Genomic DNA, 22,408 nt, shown 5'->3' on the forward strand with positions numbered 1-22,408 from the left:
AGGGCCCTCGCCCGGGTGACCGGCCACCGCCGGTCGAGGTCGGTCAGTTGACGTCGATGCGTACCGAGTCGAACGCGGGCGTCTGGTTGGCCCGCTCCATCATCGGCAGGCGGTGCGAGCCGTCACCGGCCCAGACGGAGCACTGCGCGGTCCCCGCCTCCGGCAGGCCCGGAATCTGGATCGTCACCTCGTCGGGCTGGGCGCCACCGCGACCGTCCTCGGTCGCGACGAAGAAGGCGGGCACCTCCTGCGGCTCCGGCGGGGCGGTCAGGCTGTCCAGCATCCGGCACGCGGTGTGGAAGTGACCCCGGACCAGGCCCTGGGCGTTGAGCAGCGAGCTCTCCACGTAGTAGCCGCCCTGACCGGCGGCCAGGAAGCGGTCCCGGACCAGGTTGCGGGTGCTGACTCGCAGGGTGAACGCCTGGTTGCGGCCGACCTGGTCGGGGAACTGGGTGATCAGCAGGGACGGGTTGTTGGCGGCGGCGCCGACCTCACCGAACTCGGTGCTCACGCAGCGGTTGCCGATCTGGAAACCGTCGTGCGGCTGGAGCCGGCTCTCGTCGCAGTCGTTGGCCAGCACGCCGAGCCCGGCGCCCGGGGCGTTCCCGCCACCGTTGTTCCCGCCACCGTTGTTGCCGCCACCGGGGGTGGTGGTGGGTGAGCTGCCGCCGTTGTTGCCGGTGGGCTGCACCTGACAGTCGGCGAGCTGCGCGAGGCCCTGCGGCCGGGGTCCGACCCGGTCGATCGCGGTCGTGATCCGGTCCAGCACCGCGCGCCGCTTGGCGGCCAGCGGTTGGAGGATCGCGTTGCGGATGAACGCCTCACCCTTGTTGCCCTCGGCGGCCAACCGGCGGTCCGCCTCGGCGATCTGGGCCTGCAACTGGGCGAGACCGCGGTCCACCTCGGCCCGCGCCTGGGCCGGCACCTGCGGCAACTTCGCCGTCACGTCCGGACAGGCGATGGCCGTGCCGGTGCCCACCGTGCCGTCCTTGCCGTCCTCGCACTCGGGGACCGACTGCTGCCCGTCACCCCAGTGATTACGCACCCAACGACCGTTCTGCCAGGTCCGGCTGGTCGAGGCGCCGCCAGCCGGCGCGGTCGAACCCGGGCTCGGCTCCACGCACTGCCCGGCGACCGGACGCGGCTTATTTGTCCGCCGGTCCTGGGCCGACGAAATCTGGGTCACGGCGACGACTCCGCCGAAGACCACGAGCGTGCCGACAACGGCCAGCAGACGCTTGCTCCGCGCGTTGCCGGATGACCGGCGCGCCCGTGTGGACCTGCGCATCGAATTGCTCTCCTTCTCGATCCGGTAGTGGATTCCTGCCCTCGGCGGACCGACGGATGTGAGAGGGCACGCCACGGCGGTGAGCACCGTGACCTACCCGGGTAATGCGTCGATGGCCGACGATGCCCTTTCCGCACCGTCTCCCACGCCCGGGGGCGCGGATGGGGAGATCCTGTTCATTCGCGCAGGAGTACGGGACGGCGACCGGGAAGGTTCAACCGTCGCGCAGGAAATTGCCCAGACCGGATCCGGAGCCGGTGTCAGCAGGGAGAACGGGCGTCGGTCAGTCGACGCAGAGGTGGTCGAAGGCGAATCCGCCGACCAGTTCGGCACGGCGTCGACTCAGCGCGACGATCTGCGCGGTCAACTCGGCGCGCGGCAACAGGTCCGTTCCGGCGTTCGCCCGCAGCCGCTCCCCGACCGCGACGGTGGCGAGGTCCTCGGCCAGTTGGGCCGCGTCGATGCCGCAGGAGAAGCGCTGCTCGGTCACCGCGACCCGCTCGACGAGGCACGCGTCGGGGCGGACCTGCACCCAACTCCACCCCTGCGCCGTCCCGTCGGCCCAGCGCACGTGCAGGCCGCGCACGATCGGGTCGGCCACCCGTCCCGCCACGTACGCCTCGACCGCCGCCGCGCGGGTCAGCGCGCCCAGGTCGTTGACCCGCCCGGTGCGGCCGTCGGGCAGTCGACCGAGGATGTCCCGGAAACCCACCGGGGCGTGGTCGTCCCCTTCGGCGGTCACTCCGGCGGCGCCCGCCGCGTAGGCGCGCGCGTCGATCACGTAGTCCACGAGGCGTCGGCCGTGCTCGGCGGCCCGCAATGTCGACGACCCGATCCGCAACACGGGCAGGCCGGCGGCGGCGCTGACGGCGTCGGTGAGTCGCTCGGCACGCTGCTGCGCCGAGCCGGCGGGGGCCACCGGGCCGATCTGGACGGCGACGATCACCCGGCCGGTGGCGGCGGCGCAGACCACGACGTCGAAGCTGGCACGGCTGGCCGAACTCCACTGACTGCCGGTGACCCCGGGCGGCCGACCCTGGACCAGATCGCTGAGCCGGCGCGCCGGATGGACCCGGTGGCCGGCGCGACCGAGCGGCATCTCGCTCCCGCCGTCGGCGGGCAACGCCCGCAGCCAACCCCGGTCGTCGCTGCCGATGCTCGTCATCTGCCTGATCCATCCGCCGGTCGGTCGAGCCGCGCCGAGTCTAGGTGGTCGATCATGGGACCCCGAGTTCGGATGTGACCGGGATCACAGGCGACCGACGTTCCAGGGGCAGCCGGCGGGTGTATCCAGCGAGCGCCGGTACCGGACCGGCCGGAGGTGACCATGTCGCGACAGCAGTTCGGCTTCCTCGCCGGGTTTCTCGCCGTGGCGGTCTGGGCGCTCGCCAGCATCGGCGTGGCCGCCCTCGCCGTACTCGCGGGCCTGCTCGGCTGGCTCGTGGTCCGGGTGCTCGACGGCGACCTCACGGTGACCGGCCTTGGCGACCGCCACACCGACCCGCGGCGGCGCCGATGACCACCCGCCCCGCCGACGCCGCGGAGGTCACGCGGATCGCGGTCCGGGCGGCCGGCCTGGTGCCGGGCGTGTCCGTCGTCCGTCCGGCGGAGGTCCGCCTCGACGACCGATCCGTCGGACTCGACCTGCACCTGATCACCTGGTACGGGCACAGCGTGCCCGCCATCGCCGAGACGGTCCGGGCGGTGGTCGCCGACCGGGTGGCCGCCAGCACCGGGCTCCACGTGGCGATGGTGACAGTCACCGTGGACGACCTGCTCGTCCCGGGCGTCGACGTCTCCGCCCCCGCGACCGTGCCCGCCGAGGGCGGCTGAGGTGCGCAGCGTCAACCGGGTCGCCTCGCTGCTGCTGGCCACCGTCCTGCTCGTCGGCGGGGCGCTGGTGGCCGCCCAGGCACTGCTCCTCGCCCTGGACCGGCCGGTGCCGCTGGAGCCCACCGGCTGGCTCGACGCCCTGAGCGGCGCCCGGTGGCGCGACCCGGGCGTCCAGGCGGTGGCCGGCGGCGCCGTCCTGCTCGGCCTGGTCATCCTGGTCGCCCAACTGCGCCCCTGGACGCCGGTGCGGTTGCGCACCGACCAACACGACGGCTGGCACCTGCACCGGCGCAGCGTGGAGCGGCGGCTGGCCGACGCCGCCGGCGCGGTGCCCGGCGTACGCCGGGCCCGGGTCCGGGTCCGACGGCGCGGCGGCCAGTGGCGCCCCCGGGTGCGCGCGACCGGCGACCCGGCGGCCCGGCCGGAGATCGAGTACGCGGTGCACCAGGAGTTGCACCGGCTCACCGCGCCACGCTCCGGCCCCGTCGACGTCCGGCTCCAACCTCGCCGGCGGCCGGCATGACGAACGCCGCGCACCGCCTGTTGTGGACCATCATCGCGCTGCTGCTCGTGGCGGTCGGCGGCGCGGCGCTGGCGGCCGGCCACGGCACCCTGCCCGGCGCCGACGCCCGGGCGGCGGTGCTCAGCGCCGGGCTGCTGGAGCGGTGGCGGCTGGCCGCGCCGTGGAGCACCCTGGCCGCGGCGGTCGGCGGGGCACTGCTCGCCCTGGCCGGGCAACGCCTGCTGGCCCGAGAGGTGCGGCGACCCGCCGGTACGCTGCGCGGCACCCTGAGCCACCCCGGGCGGCGACCGGGCCGGACCCGGCTGGCCACCGACGTCCTCACCGACGCGCTGGTCCGCGACCTGACCGGCAACCCCGGGGTACGCCGGGCCCGCGTCGTGCTCACCGGCGAGCCGCCGCGCCCCGACGTGTGGATCCGCGTGGACCTGACCGCCGACGCGGCGACCGCGGGCGTCCGCGAGCACGTCCGCGCCGCCGTCCGCCGGTTCGCGGCGACGACCGACTGCCAGCCGGCGCACCTCGACGTGACCGCCCACATCGAGCCGGTCCGACCCTGACCCACGCCGAACCCGGCCGACGCCGAACCCGGGCCGATCCTGACCCGCGCCGGGCCGGCGGGCATGATCGGGGCGGGGACCGGTGGCGGACGGAGGTGCGCGGGTGCGGGTGGTGTCACTGGTGCCGTCGCTGACCGAGGCGGTGGCGTTGACCCTGCCAGGGCTGCTGGTCGGAGCCACCGACTGGTGCAGCCACCCGGCCGGGCTCGACGTCGCCCGCGTCGGCGGCAGCAAGTACCCCGATCTGGACCGGGTCCGCGCGCTGCGGCCGGATCTGGTGCTGCTGAACGTCGAGGAGAACAGCCGGGCCGACGCCGAGGCGCTGCGGGCGGCCGGTGTGCCGGTGCGGATCACCTACCCGCGTACCGTCGCGGGCGCCCTGACCGAGCTGGGCGAGCTGCTGGCCGAGTTGGGTGCGCCGGCCGAGCCGGACTGGCTGCGGGCCGCTCGGCGCTCGTGGGCCGCGCCGCCCCGACTGGCGCCGCCCCGCCGCGCGGTGGTGCCGGTCTGGCGTCGACCGTGGGTGGTGCTGGGCAGCGACACGTTCGCCGGTGACGTGCTACGCCGGCTCGGCGTGGTCAACGCCTACGACGAGCACCCCGAGCGCTATCCCCGCCCGCCCCTCGCGGAGCTGCGCGAACAGGAGCCCGACCTGGTGGTGCTACCCGACGAGCCGTACCGGTTCACCGCCGAGGACGGGCCGGAGGCGTTCCCCGGCGTACCGTGCGCTCTGCTGTCCGGTCGGCACCTCACCTGGTACGGACCCTCCCTGGCCGAGGCGCCCACGCTCCTGGCCGAGCAGCTGTCCCGGCCGGTGGTGATCGACTGACGCGGGCGGCCCGGCGGCCCGGCGGCTCAGCAGCACAGCGGCTCAGCCGTCGACGCCGTGGCGGCGCGCCGCCACGACGCTGGCCCCGATGGAGACCGCCAGGGTCAGCACCACCACCGCGAGGGTCGACCAGACCGGCAGCTTGCCCACCGGCGTCTCGGCGAGGATGAGCTTGAGCCCCGCGAAGCCGAGCAGCAGCGCGAGACCGTACCGCAGGTAGCCGAACTGGCGCAGCAGGCCGGCGAGGCAGAAGTAGAGGCTGCGCAACCCCAGTACGGCGAAGGCGGTCGCCGTCCAGACCAGGAAGGTGGTCGTGGTGATGGCGAGAATCGCCGCCACCGAGTCGATGGCGAAGACCACGTCCGTGGCCTCGATGGCGACGAGCGCCACCAACAGCAACGTCGCCACCCGCCGACCGGCGACTCGGGCCGTGAACCGATCGCCGTGGTACCGGGCGTCGGTGGGCACCAGCCTCCGAAACAGCCGCACCACGACGTTGCGTTCCGGGTCGACGTCCGGCTTCCCGCGTACGGCCAGCCGCCAACCCGTCCAGATCAGGAAGGCACCCAACACGAACCCGGCCCAGGCGAGCCGGTCCAGTAGCTCGGCGCCGGCGAGGATGAACAGCAGGCGGAAGACGAGCGCCCCGACGACACCCCAAAACAGCACCTTGTGCTGATAGCCCGACGGCACTCGGAAGTAGCCGAAGAGCAGGGCGAAGACGAACACGTTGTCCACCGAGAGCGCCTTCTCCAACAGGTAGCCGGAGAAGTACGCGATGGCCGGGTCACCCCCGAGGCCCCACCAGAGGACCACCCCGAACAGCAGACCCGCGCCGATCCAGATGGCGCTCCACAGCAACGCCTCGGGTAGCTCGATGACGTGGTTGTCCCGGTGCAGGAGCACGTCCACGGCGAGCAGTACGGCGATCAGCGCGCTGGTTGCCGCCCAGGCCCACAGCGGCACCGGGACCGTCGCCTCAGCCACCGACGCCCTCCGCATCGACCACGGCCACCGCCCGACACCCCACCCGTCGGCTGTGTCGAGCCTAGGCGAGCGGCCTCGGTCCAGACCGGGGAAGTCGGATCCGTCCGCCGATCTTGCACTTTCTGTCGACCTTTTGTCGAGGAAAGGGGCTTATGCCAGGGCAGAAAATGCAAGATCGACGCGGCTTGGGGTGGGTTGTGGGGTCGGGGGTGGGCGGGTCTGCCGCACATCGGTGGGGGGTGATCCGGCAGGATCGACGGTGACCGGACACATCAACCGACACGGCAGGAGATCCCCGCATGAACCAGGCAGCAGGCGCCCGATCCGGCAAGCCCGAGGTGGGTCCGATCGAGGGTGCGCCGCCGGCCGACCTCGTGATCGAGGACATCACCGTTGGTGAGGGACCGCAGGCCGCACCGGGCCAGCTCGCCAGCGTGCACTACGTCGGCGTGTCGCACTCCACCGGCGACGAGTTCGACTCGTCCTGGAACCGCGGCGAGGCGTTCGAGTTCCCGCTCGGCGGCGGTCAGGTCATCGCCGGCTGGGACCAGGGCGTCGTCGGCATGCGCGTCGGCGGCCGCCGCCGTCTCACCATCCCGCCCCACCTGGGGTACGGCGACCGCGGTGCGGGCGGCGTCATCAAGCCGGGCGAGACGCTCGTCTTCGTCGTCGACCTGCTCGGCGTGCACTGACCGATGCACCAGGGGTCGTCGGCACACGCCGACGACCCCGCGGCGGGCCGGGATCGCGGGGTTGCGCGACGCACGCTGGCGGCCCCGCGGCGGACCAGGATCGCGGGACTGCGCGACGCGCGCCGGCGGCTCAGGATCGCGGGATTGCGCGGCGCACGCTGGCGGCGCCACGGCGGGCCGGGATCGCGGGGTTGCGCGGCGCACGCTGGCGGCGCTGCGGCGGGCCGGGATCGCGGGATTGCGCGGCACGCGCCGACGGGTCCGCGGCGGACGCGGATCGCGCGGGCCGGGGTCAGGCGGCCAGTTGCAGGTGTGCCGGATCGACCGCCGGGCGACGGGCGGCCTCGACGATCCGGGCTGGCTCCAGGATCGGCATCACCCGGTGCAGGCCGGTGGCGCGCAGCACACGGGCCACGACCGGGCTCGGGTCGATCAGGACCAGTGCGCCACCGCACGCCCGAACACGCAGGTGTGCGGCGAGCAGGGTGCGGACGCCGGCGGCGGAGAGCAGCCGCAGCCCGGACAGGTCCACCTGAAGCACCGGACGGGCCGGCACGGACCACAGCGCGGACCGGAACGCGGCCACCGTGGCGATGTCGACCTCGCCGGCCACCCGCACGAGGACCATCTGGTCACTCACGTTGACCTGCACGTCCAGCCGGTCGCTCCGCTCACCCATGCCGAGAAATCTAGTCGCCCCCACCGACAGTTTCGGCCTCCGGCGGAGTGATTCCGGGTACGTCCAGGGTCTTACCCCGAGGTACCCCTCATCCCCCTCGGGGTGCAGGCTCGGGGCCCTACTCCGCGCCTCGCCCCGCCGCGCCTCGCCTCGCCTCGCCGCGCCTCGCCCCGCCGCGCCTCGCCCCGCCGCGCCTCGCCTCGCCCGGCGCGCGCCACCCGGCGGGCCGGGCCGTGATCGACTCCCGCTCAGTGAAACCGGGGCATCCGGAGGAGCGGGATGCCCCGACATCACGGATACCGTGTTGATCATGGGCGACGGTCGGCGTCGGCGGTGGAGAATAGGCCGATGGTGATCCCTCGGCCCCGGCCGCCCCGGTTGATCCGTCCCGTCCGCGAGCCGGCCACCGTTCCCCCGCCGTTGGCCGGGGCGTGGGCTCCGACGGATCGAAGGCTCGACCGCGCCGAGGTGCTGCCCCTCCCCGACGGCGCCGTCGGCCCGGAGGACGTGGTCGTCGACGACGCCGGCCGGGTGATCAGTGGCGACGAGGACGGCCGGCTCTGGTGCTGGCCGGTCGACGCGCCGGTCGGCACCCGCCCCCGGTTGCTGGCCGAGACCGGTGGCCGGCCGCTCGGCATCGAGGTGGATGCGTCCGGTACGGCTCTCATCTTGTGCGACGCGTACCGCGGGTTGTTGCGGGTGACGCCCGACGGCGCGGTACGCGAACTGACCGGAACGGCGCCCCTGGTGCACCTGGCCAACAACGCGACGGTGGCGCGCGACGGCACCGTCTACTTCACCGACTCCTCCGACCGGTTTCCGGTCTCGCACTGGAAGCGGGACCTGTTGGAGCACCGCCCCAACGGGCGGGTGCTGGCCCACCACCCGGGCACCGGCCGCACCGAGGTGGTGGCCGATGGGCTGTACTTCCCCAACGGGATCGCGCTGACCCCGGACGAGTCGGCGCTGATGCTCGTGGAGACCAGCACCCACCGCCTGCTCCGCGTCGACCTGGGCGGCGGCGTCCGGGTGCTCGCCGACCTGCCCGCGTACCCGGACAATCTCTCCGCCGTCGGCGACGGGACGTACTGGATCGCGTTGCCCAGCCCACGGGTGCCGATCGCCGAGCGGCTGCTGCCGCACCCGCGACTGCGACAGGTCGCCGCGTTGCTGCCCGACGCGTTGCAGCCGCAGCCGCGCCGCTACGGGTTGGTCGCGCTCGTCGACGACGCGGGCACGGTCCGCCGGACGCTGCACGGCCCGGCCGGGCGGTACCGCATGATCACCGGGGTACGCCAGCACGGCGACCACCTCTGGCTGGGCAGCCTGGTCGGGCCGGGGGTGGCCCGCGTACCGCTGGACTGATTCGGTCGGTGGGCCGGCCCACCGTGGTGGCGGGCCGGCCCAGGGTGTGCGCGCCGGTGTCTCAGCGGCCGCTGACCGAGGGCGCCGGGGCGGGCGAACCGCCGGCCACCGCGCCCGGGTGCGCCGGGGCGACAGGCGCGGGCTTGAGACCGGGCGACACCGGCAGGGCGCTGCCCTTGACGAACTCGTCCCAGCTCACGTTCCACGCCGTCCAGCCGTTGCCCGGTTGCAGGTCGACCTCGGTGCCCTTGACGGTGATCAGGTCACCGACCTGCGTCACCCCCATCAGCCAGTCCGCTGCGGTGGCGGAGACGTTCGCGCAGCCGTGCGAGGTGTTGGTGTAGCCCTGCTCGCCCTCCGACCAGGGGGCCGAGTGGATGAACTCGCCACCCCACGTGTAGCGCTGGGCGTCGTCGACGTCGACCACGTACCCACCGTTGGGCTCACCCCGCGTGTCGAAGGTGGTCCGCTCGTGCTTCTCCATGATCACCATCTTGCCGCTGGAGCTCGGCGTGCTCGGCTTGCCCAGGCTGACCGGGATCCGGCGGACCTGCTTGCCGTCGCGCAGCACCGTCATCTGCTTGGTGGCGTTGTCGATCTCCAGCGCGAGCTGGCGTCCGATCTTGGAGGTGGCGGTCCGCTCGGCGTCGCCGACCCGGTCCTTGCCGATCGGCAGGCCCTCCAGGCCGGCCCGGACGCTGATCGTGGTCCCCGGTTTCCAGAAATCGGGCGCCCGGTAATAGACCTGACTGCCGTCCTCGATCCACGACCAGGTGCCCGGCTGCGGAGGATTCGTCTTCACGAACAACCGCCGCTGAACATCTGCTCTGGCCTCTTTCGGAATTGCCGGGTCGAACGCGACGGTTACCGGCATCGCCGTGCCGTACGTCCGATTGCCCACGAAATAGAGGGTGCTGGTGATCTGCGGTTTGGTCGATTTGGCCATGGTGGTGAACGAGGTGGTGCGGGTGGTGGTGGCACCGGAGTCCCCGGTCGCGGTCACCTCGGCGGTGTACGTCCGCCGCGGTTGCAGCGGCACCGTCGGCACCCAACCCGAGCCGTCTTCGCGCGGCTCGGCGCCGACCTGCTTGCCCTTGTCGTCGGTGAGGCGTACGCCGGTGACCCGTCCACCCCTGACCACGGTGCCCACCTCGGCGCTGACCGGGACGTCCCGGGCCCGGTCCGCCGGTGTCACGGCGAGTTCCGGGCCGGCGACGTGGTCCTTGGCCGAACCATTCGCCGAGTGGTCCCGGTCGGCGGTGCACCCACCCAGGATGAGCGGTGCGGCTGCGATGGTTACCGCCAACAGCGTCAATCGCCGCCTAGACGTCATGTTCAGTCCCCCCGTATTCGACTTCCCTCCGCCACATTCTGACCTGCCCAGCAGGGGCATCCGCCGCATTCCGAAATAATTGGCGGCGCATTTACCGACGCATTTTCCGACGATGTTCCAGTTGGCAGAACAGGCGCTCAACCGACCGATGTCGGGCCCTTCGCTCCGCTTGAGCCGGGCGGGTGCGGGCGTCCCGTTCGTGATCGACTCGGCTTCATCGAAGCCGGGGCGTCGGGACGTCCCGGATGCCGCGACCTCCAGGAGCGCGAGTGGATCAACGCCAGGAGCGCGAGTGGATCACGCCCATTCCGCGAGTGGATCACGCTCGGTTCGCGGGCGGGTCGGGTCCGGTGAGATCGGGTCCGCGCACCTCGGGGACGGACTTTTGTCGCCTGAAGCGAAACTTCTGCCGAACGCGACGAAGCTTTGCCTTCGTCCGGGGGCAAGGGTAAGGTCACCTTCCAGATAGAGGGTTGCCCATTAGTCGATCAGCTTGCCGCCACCCTGCCGGGTCGCCGTGTTCCGCCCCCACAGGGGGCTGAGCCGCACCGGCGCGCCGTCCTCACCGTCCAGCCGGAGCCCGCCTCCGGCCGGTTCGGCGTGCCCGGGTGACGGTGGCCAGGTCGACCTCCGCCGACGGCGTACCTGCCGTCAGGAAGGGACCACCACCATGGATCAACAGCTCAACCAATCGACACCGGCGTCCGGAGCGATCAGCCGGCGCGGAGTGCTGCGCGCCGCGACCGTCTCCGCCGCCGCCGTCGGCACCGCCGGCCTGCTCGCCAGCCCGGCCGCCGCCGCACCCGCCGGGCAGTCCCAGGGCCGGCGCCGGGTGCCGGTGGATCGGATCAGCATTCAGCTCTACACCCTGCGGGACCAGCTCGCCGCCGACCTGCCCGGCACCCTCGACGCGCTGCGCCGGATCGGCTACCGGCGGGTGGAGCACGCCGGATTCGTCGGACGCACCGCCGCACAGTTCCGGGCCGCGCTCGACGAGGCCGGGTTGCGGTCCACCTCCGGGCACACCGGCATCCCGCAGCCCTTCGACGCCGCCACCTGGGAGCAGTCCCTCGCGGACGCCAACGTCGTGGGCTGCAAGAAGATCGTCCACCCCTACTTCGGTCGGGACGCCAGCGGTCAGGCGATCCGGGACCCCAACGTCTACCGGGCCCTGGCGCGCGACCTGAACAAGGCCGGCCGACTGGCCGAACGCGCCGGGCTCGACTTCGGCTACCACAACCACCAGTTGGAGTTCGTGCCGTTGACCGACGGCTCGACCGGCTTCGAGATCCTCACCGGGCAGACCGACCCGCGCCTGGTCCACTTCGAACTCGATCTCTACTGGACCTGGCGGGGCGCGCACGACCCGGTCGACGTGATCCGGGCCAACCGCGGCCGGATCCGCCAGGTGCACGTCAAGGACCTCGACGTCGAGGGCGGTTTCGCCGACCTCGGCGACGGCGTCATCGACTTCGGCCGCATCTTCGCCAACGAGCGGGAGGCCGGCATCGAGGAGTACATCGTGGAGCGCGACGACGCGGGCACCACGCCACGCTCCCCCGCCGACGCCCTGGACACCGCTCGGGTCGGCTTCGACTATCTCGCTTCGCTCCGGTACTGAAACACCTCGGGGGACAATCTTGATGAACAGAACCGCATTCGTGTCCGCTCTGCTGCTGGTGACGGCCGGTCTGGTCGTACCAGCGTCGGCAGCGGCCGCGGCGCCGGCCGCGCCGCCGGACACCAGCTTCCAGAAAGTGACTCTCAACGACTTCCCGGGCGAGCCGATGAGCCTCGCCGTCCTGCCCGACCTGCGGGTGCTGCACACCTCCCGCACCGGCGAGGTCCGCATCCACGACCCGCGTACCGGGCTGAACACCCTCGCCGCCGACATCCCGGTGTACGAGCACGACGAGGAGGGGTTGCAGGGGGTCGCCATCGACCCGAACTTCGCCCAGAACAAGTGGGTCTACCTCTACTACTCGCCGCCGATGAACACGCCGGTGGACGACCCGGCGACCCCCGGCGTCAACGAGGGGGACGCGCCGGAGACCGGCACCGAGGCGGACTGGCAGCCGTACAAGGGCGCGCTGCGGCTGTCCCGGTTCAAGCTGGACGGGATGAAGCTCAACCTCGCCAGCGAGCAGCAGATCATCGACGTGCCGACCGACCGGGGCATCTGCTGCCACGTCGGCGGCCAGATCGACTTCGACAGCTTGGGCAACCTGTACCTGTCGACAGGTGACGACACCAACCCGTTCGCCTCCGACGGCTACATCCCGATCGACGAGCGGGCCGACCGTCACCCGGCGTTCGACGCCCAGCGCAGCGCGGCCAACACCAACGACCTGCGCGGCAAGCTGCTGCGCATCAAGGTGAAGAACGGCGGCGGTTACACGGTGCCGGCCGGCAACCTGTTCAAGCCGGGCACGGCGCAGACCCGCCCGGAGATCTACGCGATGGGGCTGCGTAACGCGTTCCGGTTCTCCGTCGACAGGCGTACCGACAACGTGTACGTGGGCGACTACTCCCCGGACGCCTCCACCCCGAACCCGGAGCGCGGGCCGGCCGGGCACGGCCGGTGGATGGTCATCGACAAGCCGGCGAACTACGGCTGGCCGTACTGCGTGACGCCGACGATCGCCTACCGCGACTACGACTTCGCCACCGGCAAGTCCGGCGCCAAGTTCAACTGCAAGCGCCCGGTCAACGACTCACCGCACAACACCGGCAAGCGGGTGCTGCCGGCGGTCGAGCAGCCGCAGGTCTGGTACGCGGCCGCCCCGTCGGCCGAGTTCCCGCAACTGGGCACCGGCGGCATCTCGCCGATGGGCGGCCCGGCGTACGACTACGACGGCACCAGCACGTCGCGTACCCGCTGGCCGGCCTACTACGACGGCGTGCCGCTGTTCTACGAGTGGTCCCGCGACTACATCAAGGAGTTCCGCCTCGACTCCGACGGTGACGTGACGGACATCCGTCCGGTGGCGCCGTCGCTCGTGGTGGACAACCCGATGGACATGGAGTTCGGCCCGGACGGCGCGCTCTACGTGCTGGAGTACGGTGACGGCTACTTCGCCGAGAACCCGGACGCCCAGCTGTCCCGGATCGACTTCGTCCGCGGCAACCGGACGCCGATCCCGAAGATCAGTGGTACGCCGACCGTCGGGCAGGCCCCGTTGACCGTCGCGTTCTCCAGCGCCGGCACCACCGACCCGGACGGTGACACGCTCAGCTACGCGTGGGACTTCAACGCGGACGGTTCGGTGGACAGCACCGCTCCGAACGCGAGCTGGACGTTCCCGGAGAACGGCTCCTACACGCCGACGCTGAAGGTGACCGACCGCACCGGACGGTCCGCCTCGGCATCCCTGCCGCTCGTGGTCGGGCCGACCGCGCCGGTCGTCGAGTTCGTCACCCCGGAGGCCGGGCAGCCCTTCCAGTTCGGGCAGACGGTCGCGTACGAGGTGAAGGTCACCGACGACCTGCCGGTGGACTGCTCCAAGGTGAAGGTCACCTACGTGCTCGGGCACGACGAGCACGGGCACCCGCTCTCCACCTCGACGGGTTGCTCCGGGACCATTCCCACGTTCCTCGACGGTGGACACAGCGGTGCGGACAACCTGACCGCCGTGTTCGTCGCGGAGTACACCGACGCGGGCAACCCCGCGCAGTCGGGCTCGGCCACGGTCGTGCTGGACCCGACCCCGGTGGCCGGCCTGGCCGGCTGACCAACCCACGATGACAGCGGCGGCGACCGGATCACTCCGGTCGCCGCCGCTCGTCGTCTCTGCTCCGGCCGGCGCGGAGACGCCCACCGCGCACGGCGCGAGACGCACACCGCGCACGGCTCGGGCGGCTCGCACACCGCGCACGGCTCGCACACCGCGCACGGCCCTCCGGTCGTCGCTCAGGTCCAGTCGTTCTCGACGTGGTTGTCCCGCCAGCGTCCGCCCACCGGCGGGGTGTCCAGCAGCATCCCGTCGCCGGCGTTGCCGGCCAGGTCGTTGTCCTCGACCCGGCAGCCCACGCAACTGCCGCGCTCGGTGATCCACAGCCCGTGCGTCTGGGTCTGGTCGTCGTGGTTGTCCCAGATCCGGTTGCCGCGAACAGTGGCCGAGTCGAACGGCGCGTTGATCGTGATCCCGGCACGCCGCTGCGGCGCGGGAGACAGTTCGTATCCGCAGCCGGGCGGCGGCACGTCCCCGCTCCACGCGGTGAACCCGTCGGGGCGTACCGGGGCGAGGGTGAGTTCGTCGCCGGTGTTGGAGGCGACCATGGCGACGGCCCGGCCGACCCGTAGCGTCTTGCCCCGGTGCCCGTCGTGCGGCCAGTTGGCCGACCGGTCCACCAGGCACCGCTCGCTGTAGCGGACCCCGTCCCCCGCGCCGCCGGCCCCCTCCGCGCACTGCCGCCCGTTGTTGCGGATCCGGTTGTTGAGCAGCACCGCGTCGGTCATCTGGTGGTCGATCCGGATCGCGTCGAGCCCGTTGCCCCAGAACTCGTTGCTCTCGACGACCACGTCCCGGACCGAGCCCTGGTAACCGCGTCCCAGATCGAGCGCGTGATAGCCGTGCCGCCCGTTGCCGCTGATCCGGTTGCCCCGCACGGTGTACGGGCCGGGGCTGTTGCCGATGCTGACGCCGTCGTACATGTTGCCGTCGATGACGCAGTCGGTGAGCAGCCCACCCCGGCCAGCCACGGACGAGGTGCCCTGCGCCGACACGTCGAAGCCGGTCTCCAGGTTGCCGGTCATGGTGCACGCGGAGACGATCAGCCCGTCGGCGCCCCAGTCGGAGATGCCGAAGCGGTTGCCCTGGCTGTGACAACCGATGATGCGGTAGCCGCGCGGTGGCGGCCAGTAGTCCTTCTGCAGCTCCAGGAAGATGCCGTTGGTGCCGTTGGCAAGCGTGGTGGAGTTGGCGATTGTCAGCCGCTCGACCGTGCCCCAACCGCCGACGCCGATCCCGATGCCGGCGCCGCCCATCTGCTCGCCGTTGTCGAGTCGGCCGCAGCCGACCACCACCACGCCGTCGATCAGGGAGTCCTGGAGGAAGTCGCAGCCCAGCCCGGTGGCCGCGGTGTGGTGGATGTAGAGGTTGCGGAACACGCCGCGCACGACGTACTGCAGACCGAGGCCCTTGGCCAGGTAGTTGTACTCGGCCATGGCCACGCCGGAGCCGTCGATCTGGAAGTCGGAGAAGGTGCAGTCGGCGATGTGCCGGTCCCGGTCGGCGCCGTGCTGCACGGTGGTCCAGAAGGCCAACGGGGTCGGGTCGGCTCGGTTGCCCTCGTTGCTGAGCATGAACCGGGTCGCCGCCGGGCCGGCCCCGATCAACGACACGCCGCTGCGCCACACCGTGCCCGCGTCCCGGATCGAGTAGATGCCCGGTGGGCAGTAGATGACCCGGGCCCGTCCGTCCGACGCGTACCCGGCGCCCAGGCGGTCCACGAGGGCGGCCAACGCCGGCTGGTCGTTCGTCGCGCCGTCGCCGGTGAGGCCGTACTCCAGCGCGTCGCAGTAGAGCGGCGCGCCGGCCGAGGCGGGTCGTCGTACCCGGACCGAGTTCAGTAGCACCTCGTTCGCCACGGCCACAGGCCGGCTCCCTTCGACGCGTTCGGTGCGCTCCGGCGGGGCCGACTTCCCGGTGACGCCGCCGGGAAACCCCGGCTCGGGCACGCCGCCGGGAAACCCCGGCCCCGTGACACCGCCGGGAAACCCCGGCCCGAGAACGCCGCCGGGAAACCCGGACGTGCGCCGGCCCCGGCGCCGCACGGGCAGCGCCGGGGCCGGGGTACGCGTCTCAGACGGCGGCGATCAGCAGCGCCGGGCGCTCCACGCAGTCGGCGACGTGCCGCAGGAACCCGCCGGCCACCCCACCGTCACAGACCCGGTGGTCGAAGGTGAGGCTGAGCTGGGTCACCTTGCGGACGGCGAGTTGCCCGTCGACCACCCACGGCTTGTCCACGATCCGCCCGATGCCGAGCAGCGCCGCCTCCGGGTGGTTGATGATCGGCGTGGAGCCGTCGACGCCGAACACGCCGTAGTTGTTGAGCGTGAACGTGCCGCCGGTCAGCCGGGCCGGCGGCAGGCTGCCCGCCCGCGCGGCGGCGGTGGTCGCCGCGAGTTCGGCGGCCAGCTCGGCGGTGGTGAGGCGCTGGGCGTCGCGCAGCACCGGCACCAGCAGACCCCTGTCGGTCTGCGCGGCGATACCGAGGTGCACCCCTGCGGACTGCACGATCCGCTGCGCCTCGGTGTCGACCCGGGAGTTGAGCTGCGGGAACCGGCGCAGTCCGCTGAGGCAGATCCGGGCCAGCAGGGCCAGGATGCTCACCGGCGCGTCGGGAGTCGCCGCGTTGATCGCGGCCCGGGTCTCCAGCAGCCCGGTGGCGTCCACGTCGACCCAGATCGTCACCTCCGGGATCTCCCGCCGGCTGCGGGAGAGCTTGTCGGCGATGACCTTGCGGACGCCGGTGAGCGGGACGATCACGTCGCCGTCGGCGGACGGCACCGGCGTGACGGGGGCGTCCGGCACGGCGGCGAGCCGGGCGGCGGGCATGGTCAGCGCCGCCTCCACGTCGGCCCGGCGGATCACGCCGCCGGGCCCGGTGCCCCGTACCGCGTTCAGGTCGACGCCACGCTCCCGGGCCAGTCGCCGCACGATCGGCGAGATGACCAGGGCAGTGGCCCGCGCCGATTGACCGGGCGCGTCGCCCGCGGCACCGCCGCCAGCCGGGCGGGCCCCACCGATCGAAGCACCACCATCGCTCGGAGCAGCACCACCGGTCGGAGCCACACCCCCGGTCGGGGCAACACCGCCGGTCGGGGCAACACCGCCCGTCGCGGCAGCACCATCGGCTCGCGCGGTGTCGGCCGGGTCGGTGTCGGCCGGCTCGGGGGCGAGCGTCAGCCGAGGCCGGCGCCGACGGCGGGTGGCGCCGCCGTGGCCGGTGCCGTACCCGATCAGCACGTTGCCGGAGCCGGCCCGCTCCTCCTCGCGGTAGGTGGCGTGCCCGGCGGGCTCCTCGCCGCCGTCCAGCGGCGCGATGGTGATCAACGGCTGGCCGACCGGACGTACCTCACCGGCCGCGCCGTGCAGGGTGACGACCCGGCCGGCGTACGGGCAGGGCACGTCGACGACCGCCTTGGCGGTCTCCACCTCGACCACGCTCTGGTCGACGGTGACCACATCGCCCACGGCGACCCGCCACTCGACGATCTCGGCCTCGCTCAGCCCTTCGCCCAGGTCGGGCAGGAGGAAGACCTGCGTCCGTTCGACCGTGGTCATGCCGCCGCCCAACGCGCGTCCGGCTGGTCGTCCCACTGAAGGCGGGCCACCGCGTCGAGCACCCGGTCCACACCGGGCAGGTGGGTGTGCTCCAGCATCGGCGCCGGGTACGGGATGTCCAGCCCGGCGACCCGCAGCACCGGGGCGTGCAGCGCGTGGAAGCAGCGCTCCTGCACTCGGGCGGCGATCTCCGCGCCCACCCCCGCGAAGCCCTGCGCCTCCTGGATCACCACGCAGCGGCCGGTGCGGCGGACCGAGGCGGCGATGGTGTCGTCGTCGAACGGGACGATGGTGCGCACGTCCACCACCTCCAGGTCCCAGCCCTCCTCGCGGGCGGCCTCGGCGGCCTCCAGCGCGACCGGCACCGCCGGCCCGTACGCCACGAGTGTGGCGTCGCGGCCGGGCCGGCGCACGACGGCCCGCCCGAACGGCTCGGCCCGGGTCGGCAGGATCGCGTCGGCGCTGGCGAAGTAGAGCTTCTTGGGCTCCATGAAGACCACCGGGTCGGGGTCGTCGATCGCCTCGCGCAGCAGCGAGTACGCGTCCTCGACAGTGGCCGGGGTGACCACCTTCAGGCCGGGGGTGTGTGCGTAGTACGCCTCGGACGAGTCGCAGTGGTGCTCGACCCCGCCGATCCCACCGGCGTACGGCACGCGTATCACGATGGGCACGCTGAGCTTGCCCCGGGTCCGGTTGCGCAGCTTCGCCACGTGTGAGGCGATCTGCTCGAACGCCGGGTACGCGAACGCGTCGAACTGCATCTCGACCACCGGCCGCAGGCCGGACATGGCCAGGCCGACGGCGAAGCCGACGATGCCGGCCTCGGCGAGCGGGGTGTCGAAGCACCGGTCCTCGCCGAAGCGGGCCTGGAGGCCGTCGGTGATCCGGAAGACGCCGCCGAGCGCGCCGACGTCCTCACCGAAGACGACGACCCGGTCGTCGGCGGCGAGGGCGTCGGCGAGCGCGGTGTTGAGCGCCTTCGCCATGGTGGTGGCCATCAGGCGTCACCCTCTTCGTCGCGGGCGGCGGCCAACTCGGCGCGGACCATCTCGCGCTGCTCGATGAGCTGCGGGGTGGGCTGGGCGTAGACGTGGTCGAAGAGGCTCAGCGGGTCCACCGTGGGCTGCTCGTTCATCCGGGTGCGCAGGTCCGCCGCGTACGCCTCGGCCTGCTCGGCGACCTCGGCGACCGCCGCGTCGTCGAGCACCCCGCGGGCCCGCAGGTAGGTCTCCAGCCGGGCGATCGGGTCGCGGTCGCGCCAGGCGTCGACCTCCGCGCCGTCGCGGTAGCGGCTGGCGTCGTCCGCGTTCGTGTGCGGCTCCATCCGGTAGGTGTGCGCCTCGACGAGGAACGGCCCGTTGCCGGCGCGGGCGTGGGCGACCGCGCGGGTGAGCACGGCGAGCACGGCCACCGGGTCGTTGCCGTCGACCTGCTCGCTGGGCACGCCGTAGCCGACGCCCTTGTAGGCGAGCGACGGCGCGGCGGTCTGCCGGGACAGCGGGACGCTGATGGCGTAGCGGTTGTTCTGCACGAAGAAGACCACCGGCGCCTTGAACACGGCGGCGAAGTTGATCCCCTCGTGGAAGTCGCCCTCGCTCGTGGCGCCGTCGCCGATGAAGGCCAGCGCCACGGTGTCGCGACCCTGGTACGCCTCGCCGTACGCCAGCCCGGCGGCGTGCACGCACTGGGTGGCGAGCGGGGTGCACTGCGGCGCGGTGTGCACCTCGGTCGGGTCGTAGCCGCAGTGCCAGTCGCCGCGCAGCAGGGTGAGCACCTCGACCGGGTCGATGCCCCGGGCAACCAGCGCCATCGACTCACGGTAGGTGGGGAAGACCCAGTCGGTGTCGCGGACCGCGAGCGTCGCGGCGACCTGGCACGCCTCCTGCCCCCGGGAGGACGGGTAGACGGCCAGCCGGCCCTGCTTGGTCAGGGCGGTGGCCTGGGTGTCGAAGCGGCGGCCGAGCACCATCCGGCGGTACAGCTCGCGCAGCGCCTCGACGGGTGGCTCCGGGTAGTGGGGGCGGGCGGGCAACTGTGTGCCGTTCGGGTCGAGCAGGCGAACCGGCTCGGCGTCCGGCAGTAGCGGGCGCGCCGGGTCGGGCGGGGTGGCCGCTCGACGCGTACGCGGGGATGCCCTGCGGACCGCCTGGGGAGTGGTCGTCACGGCGGAACCTCCTGGGACGTGTGGTGAGCCTATGCTGTCGCGTGTCGGATGATTGACTCAAGATCCACGCAGAAGGCGGGACGGTTGGCATGCGGGAGGGGTATCGGTGAGCCAAGAAACCGGCGACGCAGCAGACCGGATGGTGGGATCGGGACGATCGGTTCGCGCTCTGGACGAGGTGGACCGGCGGATCCTCGACGAGCTGGTCCGCGACGGGCGCACGTCGGTGCGCACCCTCGCCGAACGGATCCACATCTCCCGCACCAACGCGTACGCGCGGGTGGAGCGGTTGGTGCGCGACGGGGTGATCACCGGGTTCCGCGCCCAGGTGGCGCCCGAGGCCGCCGGGCTGGGCACCTCGGCGTACATGGCGCTGACGATCGAGCAGAACACCTGGCGGGAGGTGTCGGCCGAGCTGGCCCAGGTCCGCTATGTCGAGCACGTCGCGTTGCTCAGTGGTGAGCACGACGTGTTGGCTCTGGTCCGGGCTCCGGACAACGCCGCCCTGCGGGATGTGGTGCTGGACCGGGTGCAGCGCATCGCCGGGGTGTTGTCGACGCGGTCCTGGCTCGTCTTCGAGGAGTTCGGCGGGACGCAGAGTCCCTGGCAGTAGGGCATAACACGAATTCTTTGACAGAGTGCCGAGATAGGCGATTTACCGGAGAACGTCGCTACTATCCGCGACGTGGCTATATCGAACGAGTTGTGGGAGCAGGCCCGGGTCGCCGCACCGGCACCGACCAAACCGACGTCGACCAGGCCGGTGTCGACAGCTCCGCGGTCCTTCCGCGGGGACATCGAAGGCCTGCGCGCGGTGGCCGTGCTGCTGGTGCTCCTCGGTCACGCCGGAGTGCCGTACCTGCCCGGCGGTTTCGTCGGTGTCGACGTGTTCTTCGTGATCTCCGGCTTCCTCATCACCGGCCTGCTGCTCGACGAACTCGACAAACGTGGGCGGCTCTCGCTCACCGACTTCTACGCCCGGCGCGCGAAGCGTCTGCTGCCGGCCGCCGCGACCGTCCTGCTCGCGACCCTGGTGCTCACCTACGTCTTCCTGCCTCGTGGCCGCTGGTCGGCCACCGCCTGGGACGTCATCGCCAGCGCCTGCTACGCCATGAACTGGCGGCTGGCCGGGCAGTCCGCCGACTACGTGGCCGCCAACGACGCCGCGAGCATCGCCCAGCACTTCTGGTCCCTCGCCGTCGAGGAGCAGTTCTACCTGGTGTGGCCGCTGCTGCTGATCGCCCTCGGGTGGTTCGCCCGCCGCCGCGGACGTGCGAGCCGCGGCCTCTACCTGGCGGGGTTGGCGCTGATCGCGGTCCCCTCGTTCGCCTGGGCGCTGTACGTCTCACCGACCGACCCCTCGGCGTACTACGTGACCACCACCCGGATGTGGGAGTTGGCCCTCGGTGGCGCCGTCGCCGTCACGGCGACCTGGTGGGGCCGGTCACCACGGCTGGTGGCCGTCCCGCTGGCCTGGGCCGGGCTGATCGCCGTCGGCGCCTCGGCCGCGCTGATCACCACGGACGCCGGCTTCCCCGGCTACGCCGCGCTCGGCCCCACCCTCGGCACCGCCACGGTGATCGCGTTCGGACCGGCCGCCGGCCGTGCCGGGCCCGCCCTCCTGCTGGGCCGGCAGCCGCTGCGCTACGTCGGCGGGATCTCCTACTCGCTGTACCTGTGGCACTGGCCGGTGCTTGTCGCCGCGCAGGCACAGTTCGGTGACCTCGGCGTCGGCCCCGCGCTCGCCGTCGTGGCCGCCTCGGCGATCCCCGCCGCGCTCACGTACCACTTCATCGAGAACCCGGTCCGCCGGTCACCGGTCCTCGCCGACCGGCCAGCCTCCGCCCTGCGCATCGGCGCCATCTGCACCGGCGCGGCCGCGCTGGCCGGCCTGACCTTCCAACTGACCATCCCGTCGACGACGGGTACGACGTCCCCGTCGGCCATCATGGGTCAGGTGCCCGGAGGGTCCCCGCAGGCGACGCCACCGGCCGCGCCGGGCGCCGCGGCGCTCGGCGGATCCCCCCGCACCAGCCGGGCCGGGATGCCCGTCGACAAGGTCGCGTCGATCACCCCCGACCCGGCGCGGGCGGCCCGAGACGCGCCGCTGTTGCAGGCGACGAAGAGCTGCCACGTGTCGCTGGAGTCCGCGACGCCGGAGGTCTGCGTCTACGGGAAGATGAACTCCGCGACCGCCATCGCGCTCGCCGGTGACTCCCACGCCGACCAGTGGGTCCCCGCCATGCGGCTGGCGGCGGAGACCAACGGGTGGCGTCTCGCCACGTACACCAAGAGCGGTTGCCCGTTCCTGACGGCGGAGATCTCCCTGAACGACAGGCCCTACTCGGCCTGCACGGAATGGAACAGGAAGGTCCGCGAGACGCTCGTCGGCAAGGGCCGTCCCGACCTGCTGATCGTCACCAACGCCGAGTACCCGGTCAACGGCGAGCCGGCCGCGAAATGGCGGTCCGCGATGGTCCGCGAGCTGCGCAAGACGTGGAGCGGCATGATCGCGGAGAAGGTGCCGGTGGTGGTGCTGCGGGACACGCCGCTGCACCTCAAGGACATCGCCGAGTGCGTGTCGAAGAACCCGAACCGCCTGACGAAGTGCGCCGACAGCCGGGACGAGGTCCTGGGCCGCGGGGGTGGTCCGGCCCAGGAGGAGGCCGCCGACGGGCTGTCCGGCGCCCACCTGATCGACCTGAACGACTGGATCTGTCCCGCCGACCGGTGCGCCCCCGTCATCGGAGGAGTCCTCGTCTGGCGCGACGCGCACCACCTCAGCGCCACGTACTCGACGACCCTCGCGCCCCAGGTGGGCGCCGCGCTCAAGCCCGTGCTCGCCGAGCTGTGACCCGCCGGGCTGGCC

General features: G+C 72.6%; 20 protein-coding genes. 11 read left to right on the plus strand and 9 right to left on the minus strand.

The window, feature by feature from the left end; genetic code table 11:
• Positions 1-43: 43 nt before the first annotated feature.
• The gene (locus ACGFH8_RS23625; RefSeq protein ID WP_393370638.1) at positions 44-1,288 is read right to left on the minus strand and encodes a hypothetical protein; all 1,245 of its coding nucleotides are present in this window, start codon (positions 1,286-1,288) and stop codon (positions 44-46) included.
• A 283-nt stretch (positions 1,289-1,571) separates the two neighbouring features.
• The gene (locus tag ACGFH8_RS23630; RefSeq protein WP_393370640.1) at positions 1,572-2,453 is read right to left on the minus strand and encodes a hypothetical protein; all 882 of its coding nucleotides are present in this window, start codon (positions 2,451-2,453) and stop codon (positions 1,572-1,574) included.
• 162 nt (positions 2,454-2,615) lie between these two features.
• On the opposite strand from ACGFH8_RS23630, the gene ACGFH8_RS23635 reads away from it, so the two are divergent.
• The 5 genes from ACGFH8_RS23635 to ACGFH8_RS23655 all read left to right on the plus strand — a co-directional run bounded on the left by ACGFH8_RS23635 (position 2,616) and on the right by ACGFH8_RS23655 (position 5,030).
• Positions 2,616-2,807 carry a hypothetical protein gene (locus ACGFH8_RS23635; RefSeq protein WP_393370643.1) on the plus strand — a complete coding sequence of 64 codons (192 nt, stop codon included), beginning with the start codon at positions 2,616-2,618 and terminating at the stop codon, positions 2,805-2,807.
• Positions 2,804-3,121, plus strand: coding sequence for an Asp23/Gls24 family envelope stress response protein (locus ACGFH8_RS23640; protein WP_393370645.1), 318 nt, complete (start codon positions 2,804-2,806; stop codon positions 3,119-3,121). Before ACGFH8_RS23635 ends, ACGFH8_RS23640 begins: the two co-directional genes overlap by 4 nt.
• A 1-nt stretch (position 3,122) precedes the next feature.
• Positions 3,123-3,644 carry a DUF6286 domain-containing protein gene (locus ACGFH8_RS23645; protein ID WP_393370647.1) on the plus strand — a complete coding sequence of 174 codons (522 nt, stop codon included), beginning with the start codon at positions 3,123-3,125 and terminating at the stop codon, positions 3,642-3,644.
• A complete protein-coding gene (locus tag ACGFH8_RS23650) occupies positions 3,641-4,201 on the plus strand; it encodes a hypothetical protein (protein WP_393370650.1) in 561 nt (186 codons plus the stop codon). The genes ACGFH8_RS23645 and ACGFH8_RS23650 overlap by 4 nt, the downstream gene beginning before the upstream one ends.
• Before the next feature lie 103 nt (positions 4,202-4,304).
• On the plus strand, positions 4,305-5,030 hold the full coding sequence (locus ACGFH8_RS23655; RefSeq protein ID WP_393370653.1) for a helical backbone metal receptor: 726 nt from the start codon (positions 4,305-4,307) through the stop codon (positions 5,028-5,030).
• 42 nt (positions 5,031-5,072) lie between these two features.
• Here ACGFH8_RS23655 and ACGFH8_RS23660 read toward each other — a convergent pair whose 3' ends face one another.
• Positions 5,073-6,032: a TerC family protein gene (locus ACGFH8_RS23660; protein WP_393370656.1), complete on the minus strand. Its 960-nt coding sequence runs from the start codon at positions 6,030-6,032 to the stop codon at positions 5,073-5,075.
• Between the two features lie 284 nt (positions 6,033-6,316).
• Between ACGFH8_RS23660 and ACGFH8_RS23665 the strand changes: the two genes are divergently transcribed.
• Positions 6,317-6,709 (plus strand): FKBP-type peptidyl-prolyl cis-trans isomerase, encoded by a 393-nt coding sequence (locus ACGFH8_RS23665; protein WP_393370659.1) that lies wholly within the window; start codon positions 6,317-6,319, stop codon positions 6,707-6,709.
• Positions 6,710-7,001: 292 nt separating this feature from the next.
• On the opposite strand, the gene ACGFH8_RS23670 is transcribed toward ACGFH8_RS23665, so the two are convergent.
• A complete protein-coding gene (locus ACGFH8_RS23670) occupies positions 7,002-7,388 on the minus strand; it encodes an STAS domain-containing protein (protein WP_393370662.1) in 387 nt (128 codons plus the stop codon).
• Positions 7,389-7,736: 348 nt separating this feature from the next.
• Between ACGFH8_RS23670 and ACGFH8_RS23675 the strand changes: the two genes are divergently transcribed.
• The gene (locus ACGFH8_RS23675; RefSeq protein WP_393370665.1) at positions 7,737-8,753 is read left to right on the plus strand and encodes an SMP-30/gluconolactonase/LRE family protein; all 1,017 of its coding nucleotides are present in this window, start codon (positions 7,737-7,739) and stop codon (positions 8,751-8,753) included.
• 61 nt (positions 8,754-8,814) lie between these two features.
• On the opposite strand, the gene ACGFH8_RS23680 is transcribed toward ACGFH8_RS23675, so the two are convergent.
• Positions 8,815-10,086 (minus strand): Ig-like domain-containing protein, encoded by a 1,272-nt coding sequence (locus ACGFH8_RS23680; protein ID WP_393370668.1) that lies wholly within the window; start codon positions 10,084-10,086, stop codon positions 8,815-8,817.
• A 670-nt stretch (positions 10,087-10,756) separates the two neighbouring features.
• Between ACGFH8_RS23680 and ACGFH8_RS23685 the strand changes: the two genes are divergently transcribed.
• Together ACGFH8_RS23685 and ACGFH8_RS23690 are read left to right on the plus strand one after the other, a co-directional pair.
• Positions 10,757-11,707: a sugar phosphate isomerase/epimerase family protein gene (locus tag ACGFH8_RS23685; RefSeq protein ID WP_393370671.1), complete on the plus strand. Its 951-nt coding sequence runs from the start codon at positions 10,757-10,759 to the stop codon at positions 11,705-11,707.
• Positions 11,708-11,729: 22 nt separating this feature from the next.
• Positions 11,730-13,817, plus strand: a complete 2,088-nt coding sequence (locus tag ACGFH8_RS23690) for a PQQ-dependent sugar dehydrogenase (RefSeq protein WP_393370674.1) — start codon at positions 11,730-11,732, stop codon at positions 13,815-13,817.
• A 179-nt stretch (positions 13,818-13,996) separates the two neighbouring features.
• On the opposite strand, the gene ACGFH8_RS23695 is transcribed toward ACGFH8_RS23690, so the two are convergent.
• The 4 genes from ACGFH8_RS23695 to pdhA all read right to left on the minus strand — a co-directional run bounded on the left by ACGFH8_RS23695 (position 13,997) and on the right by pdhA (position 19,539).
• Positions 13,997-15,676 (minus strand): right-handed parallel beta-helix repeat-containing protein, encoded by a 1,680-nt coding sequence (locus ACGFH8_RS23695; RefSeq protein WP_393371750.1) that lies wholly within the window; start codon positions 15,674-15,676, stop codon positions 13,997-13,999.
• Positions 15,677-15,890: 214 nt separating this feature from the next.
• Positions 15,891-17,375 carry a dihydrolipoamide acetyltransferase family protein gene (locus ACGFH8_RS23700; RefSeq protein ID WP_393370677.1) on the minus strand — a complete coding sequence of 495 codons (1,485 nt, stop codon included), beginning with the start codon at positions 17,373-17,375 and terminating at the stop codon, positions 15,891-15,893.
• Complete coding sequence (locus ACGFH8_RS23705) at positions 17,372-18,376, minus strand: alpha-ketoacid dehydrogenase subunit beta (RefSeq protein WP_393371752.1); 1,005 nt, start codon at positions 18,374-18,376, stop codon at positions 17,372-17,374. Before ACGFH8_RS23705 ends, ACGFH8_RS23700 begins: the two co-directional genes overlap by 4 nt.
• Entirely contained in the window at positions 18,373-19,539 is a 1,167-nt protein-coding gene (gene pdhA / locus ACGFH8_RS23710; protein WP_393370680.1) for a pyruvate dehydrogenase (acetyl-transferring) E1 component subunit alpha, read from the minus strand. Before pdhA ends, ACGFH8_RS23705 begins: the two co-directional genes overlap by 4 nt.
• Positions 19,540-19,678: 139 nt before the next feature.
• On the opposite strand from pdhA, the gene ACGFH8_RS23715 reads away from it, so the two are divergent.
• On the plus strand, positions 19,679-20,152 hold the full coding sequence (locus tag ACGFH8_RS23715; protein WP_393371754.1) for an Lrp/AsnC family transcriptional regulator: 474 nt from the start codon (positions 19,679-19,681) through the stop codon (positions 20,150-20,152).
• A gap of 72 nt (positions 20,153-20,224) precedes the next feature.
• Positions 20,225-22,393, plus strand: a complete 2,169-nt coding sequence (locus ACGFH8_RS23720) for an acyltransferase family protein (RefSeq protein WP_393370683.1) — start codon at positions 20,225-20,227, stop codon at positions 22,391-22,393.
• The last annotated feature ends 15 nt before the right edge of the window (positions 22,394-22,408 follow it).

Origin of the sequence: Micromonospora sp. NPDC049175 (assembly GCF_043197345.1) — a bacterium.
GTDB lineage: Bacteria > Actinomycetota > Actinomycetes > Mycobacteriales > Micromonosporaceae > Micromonospora.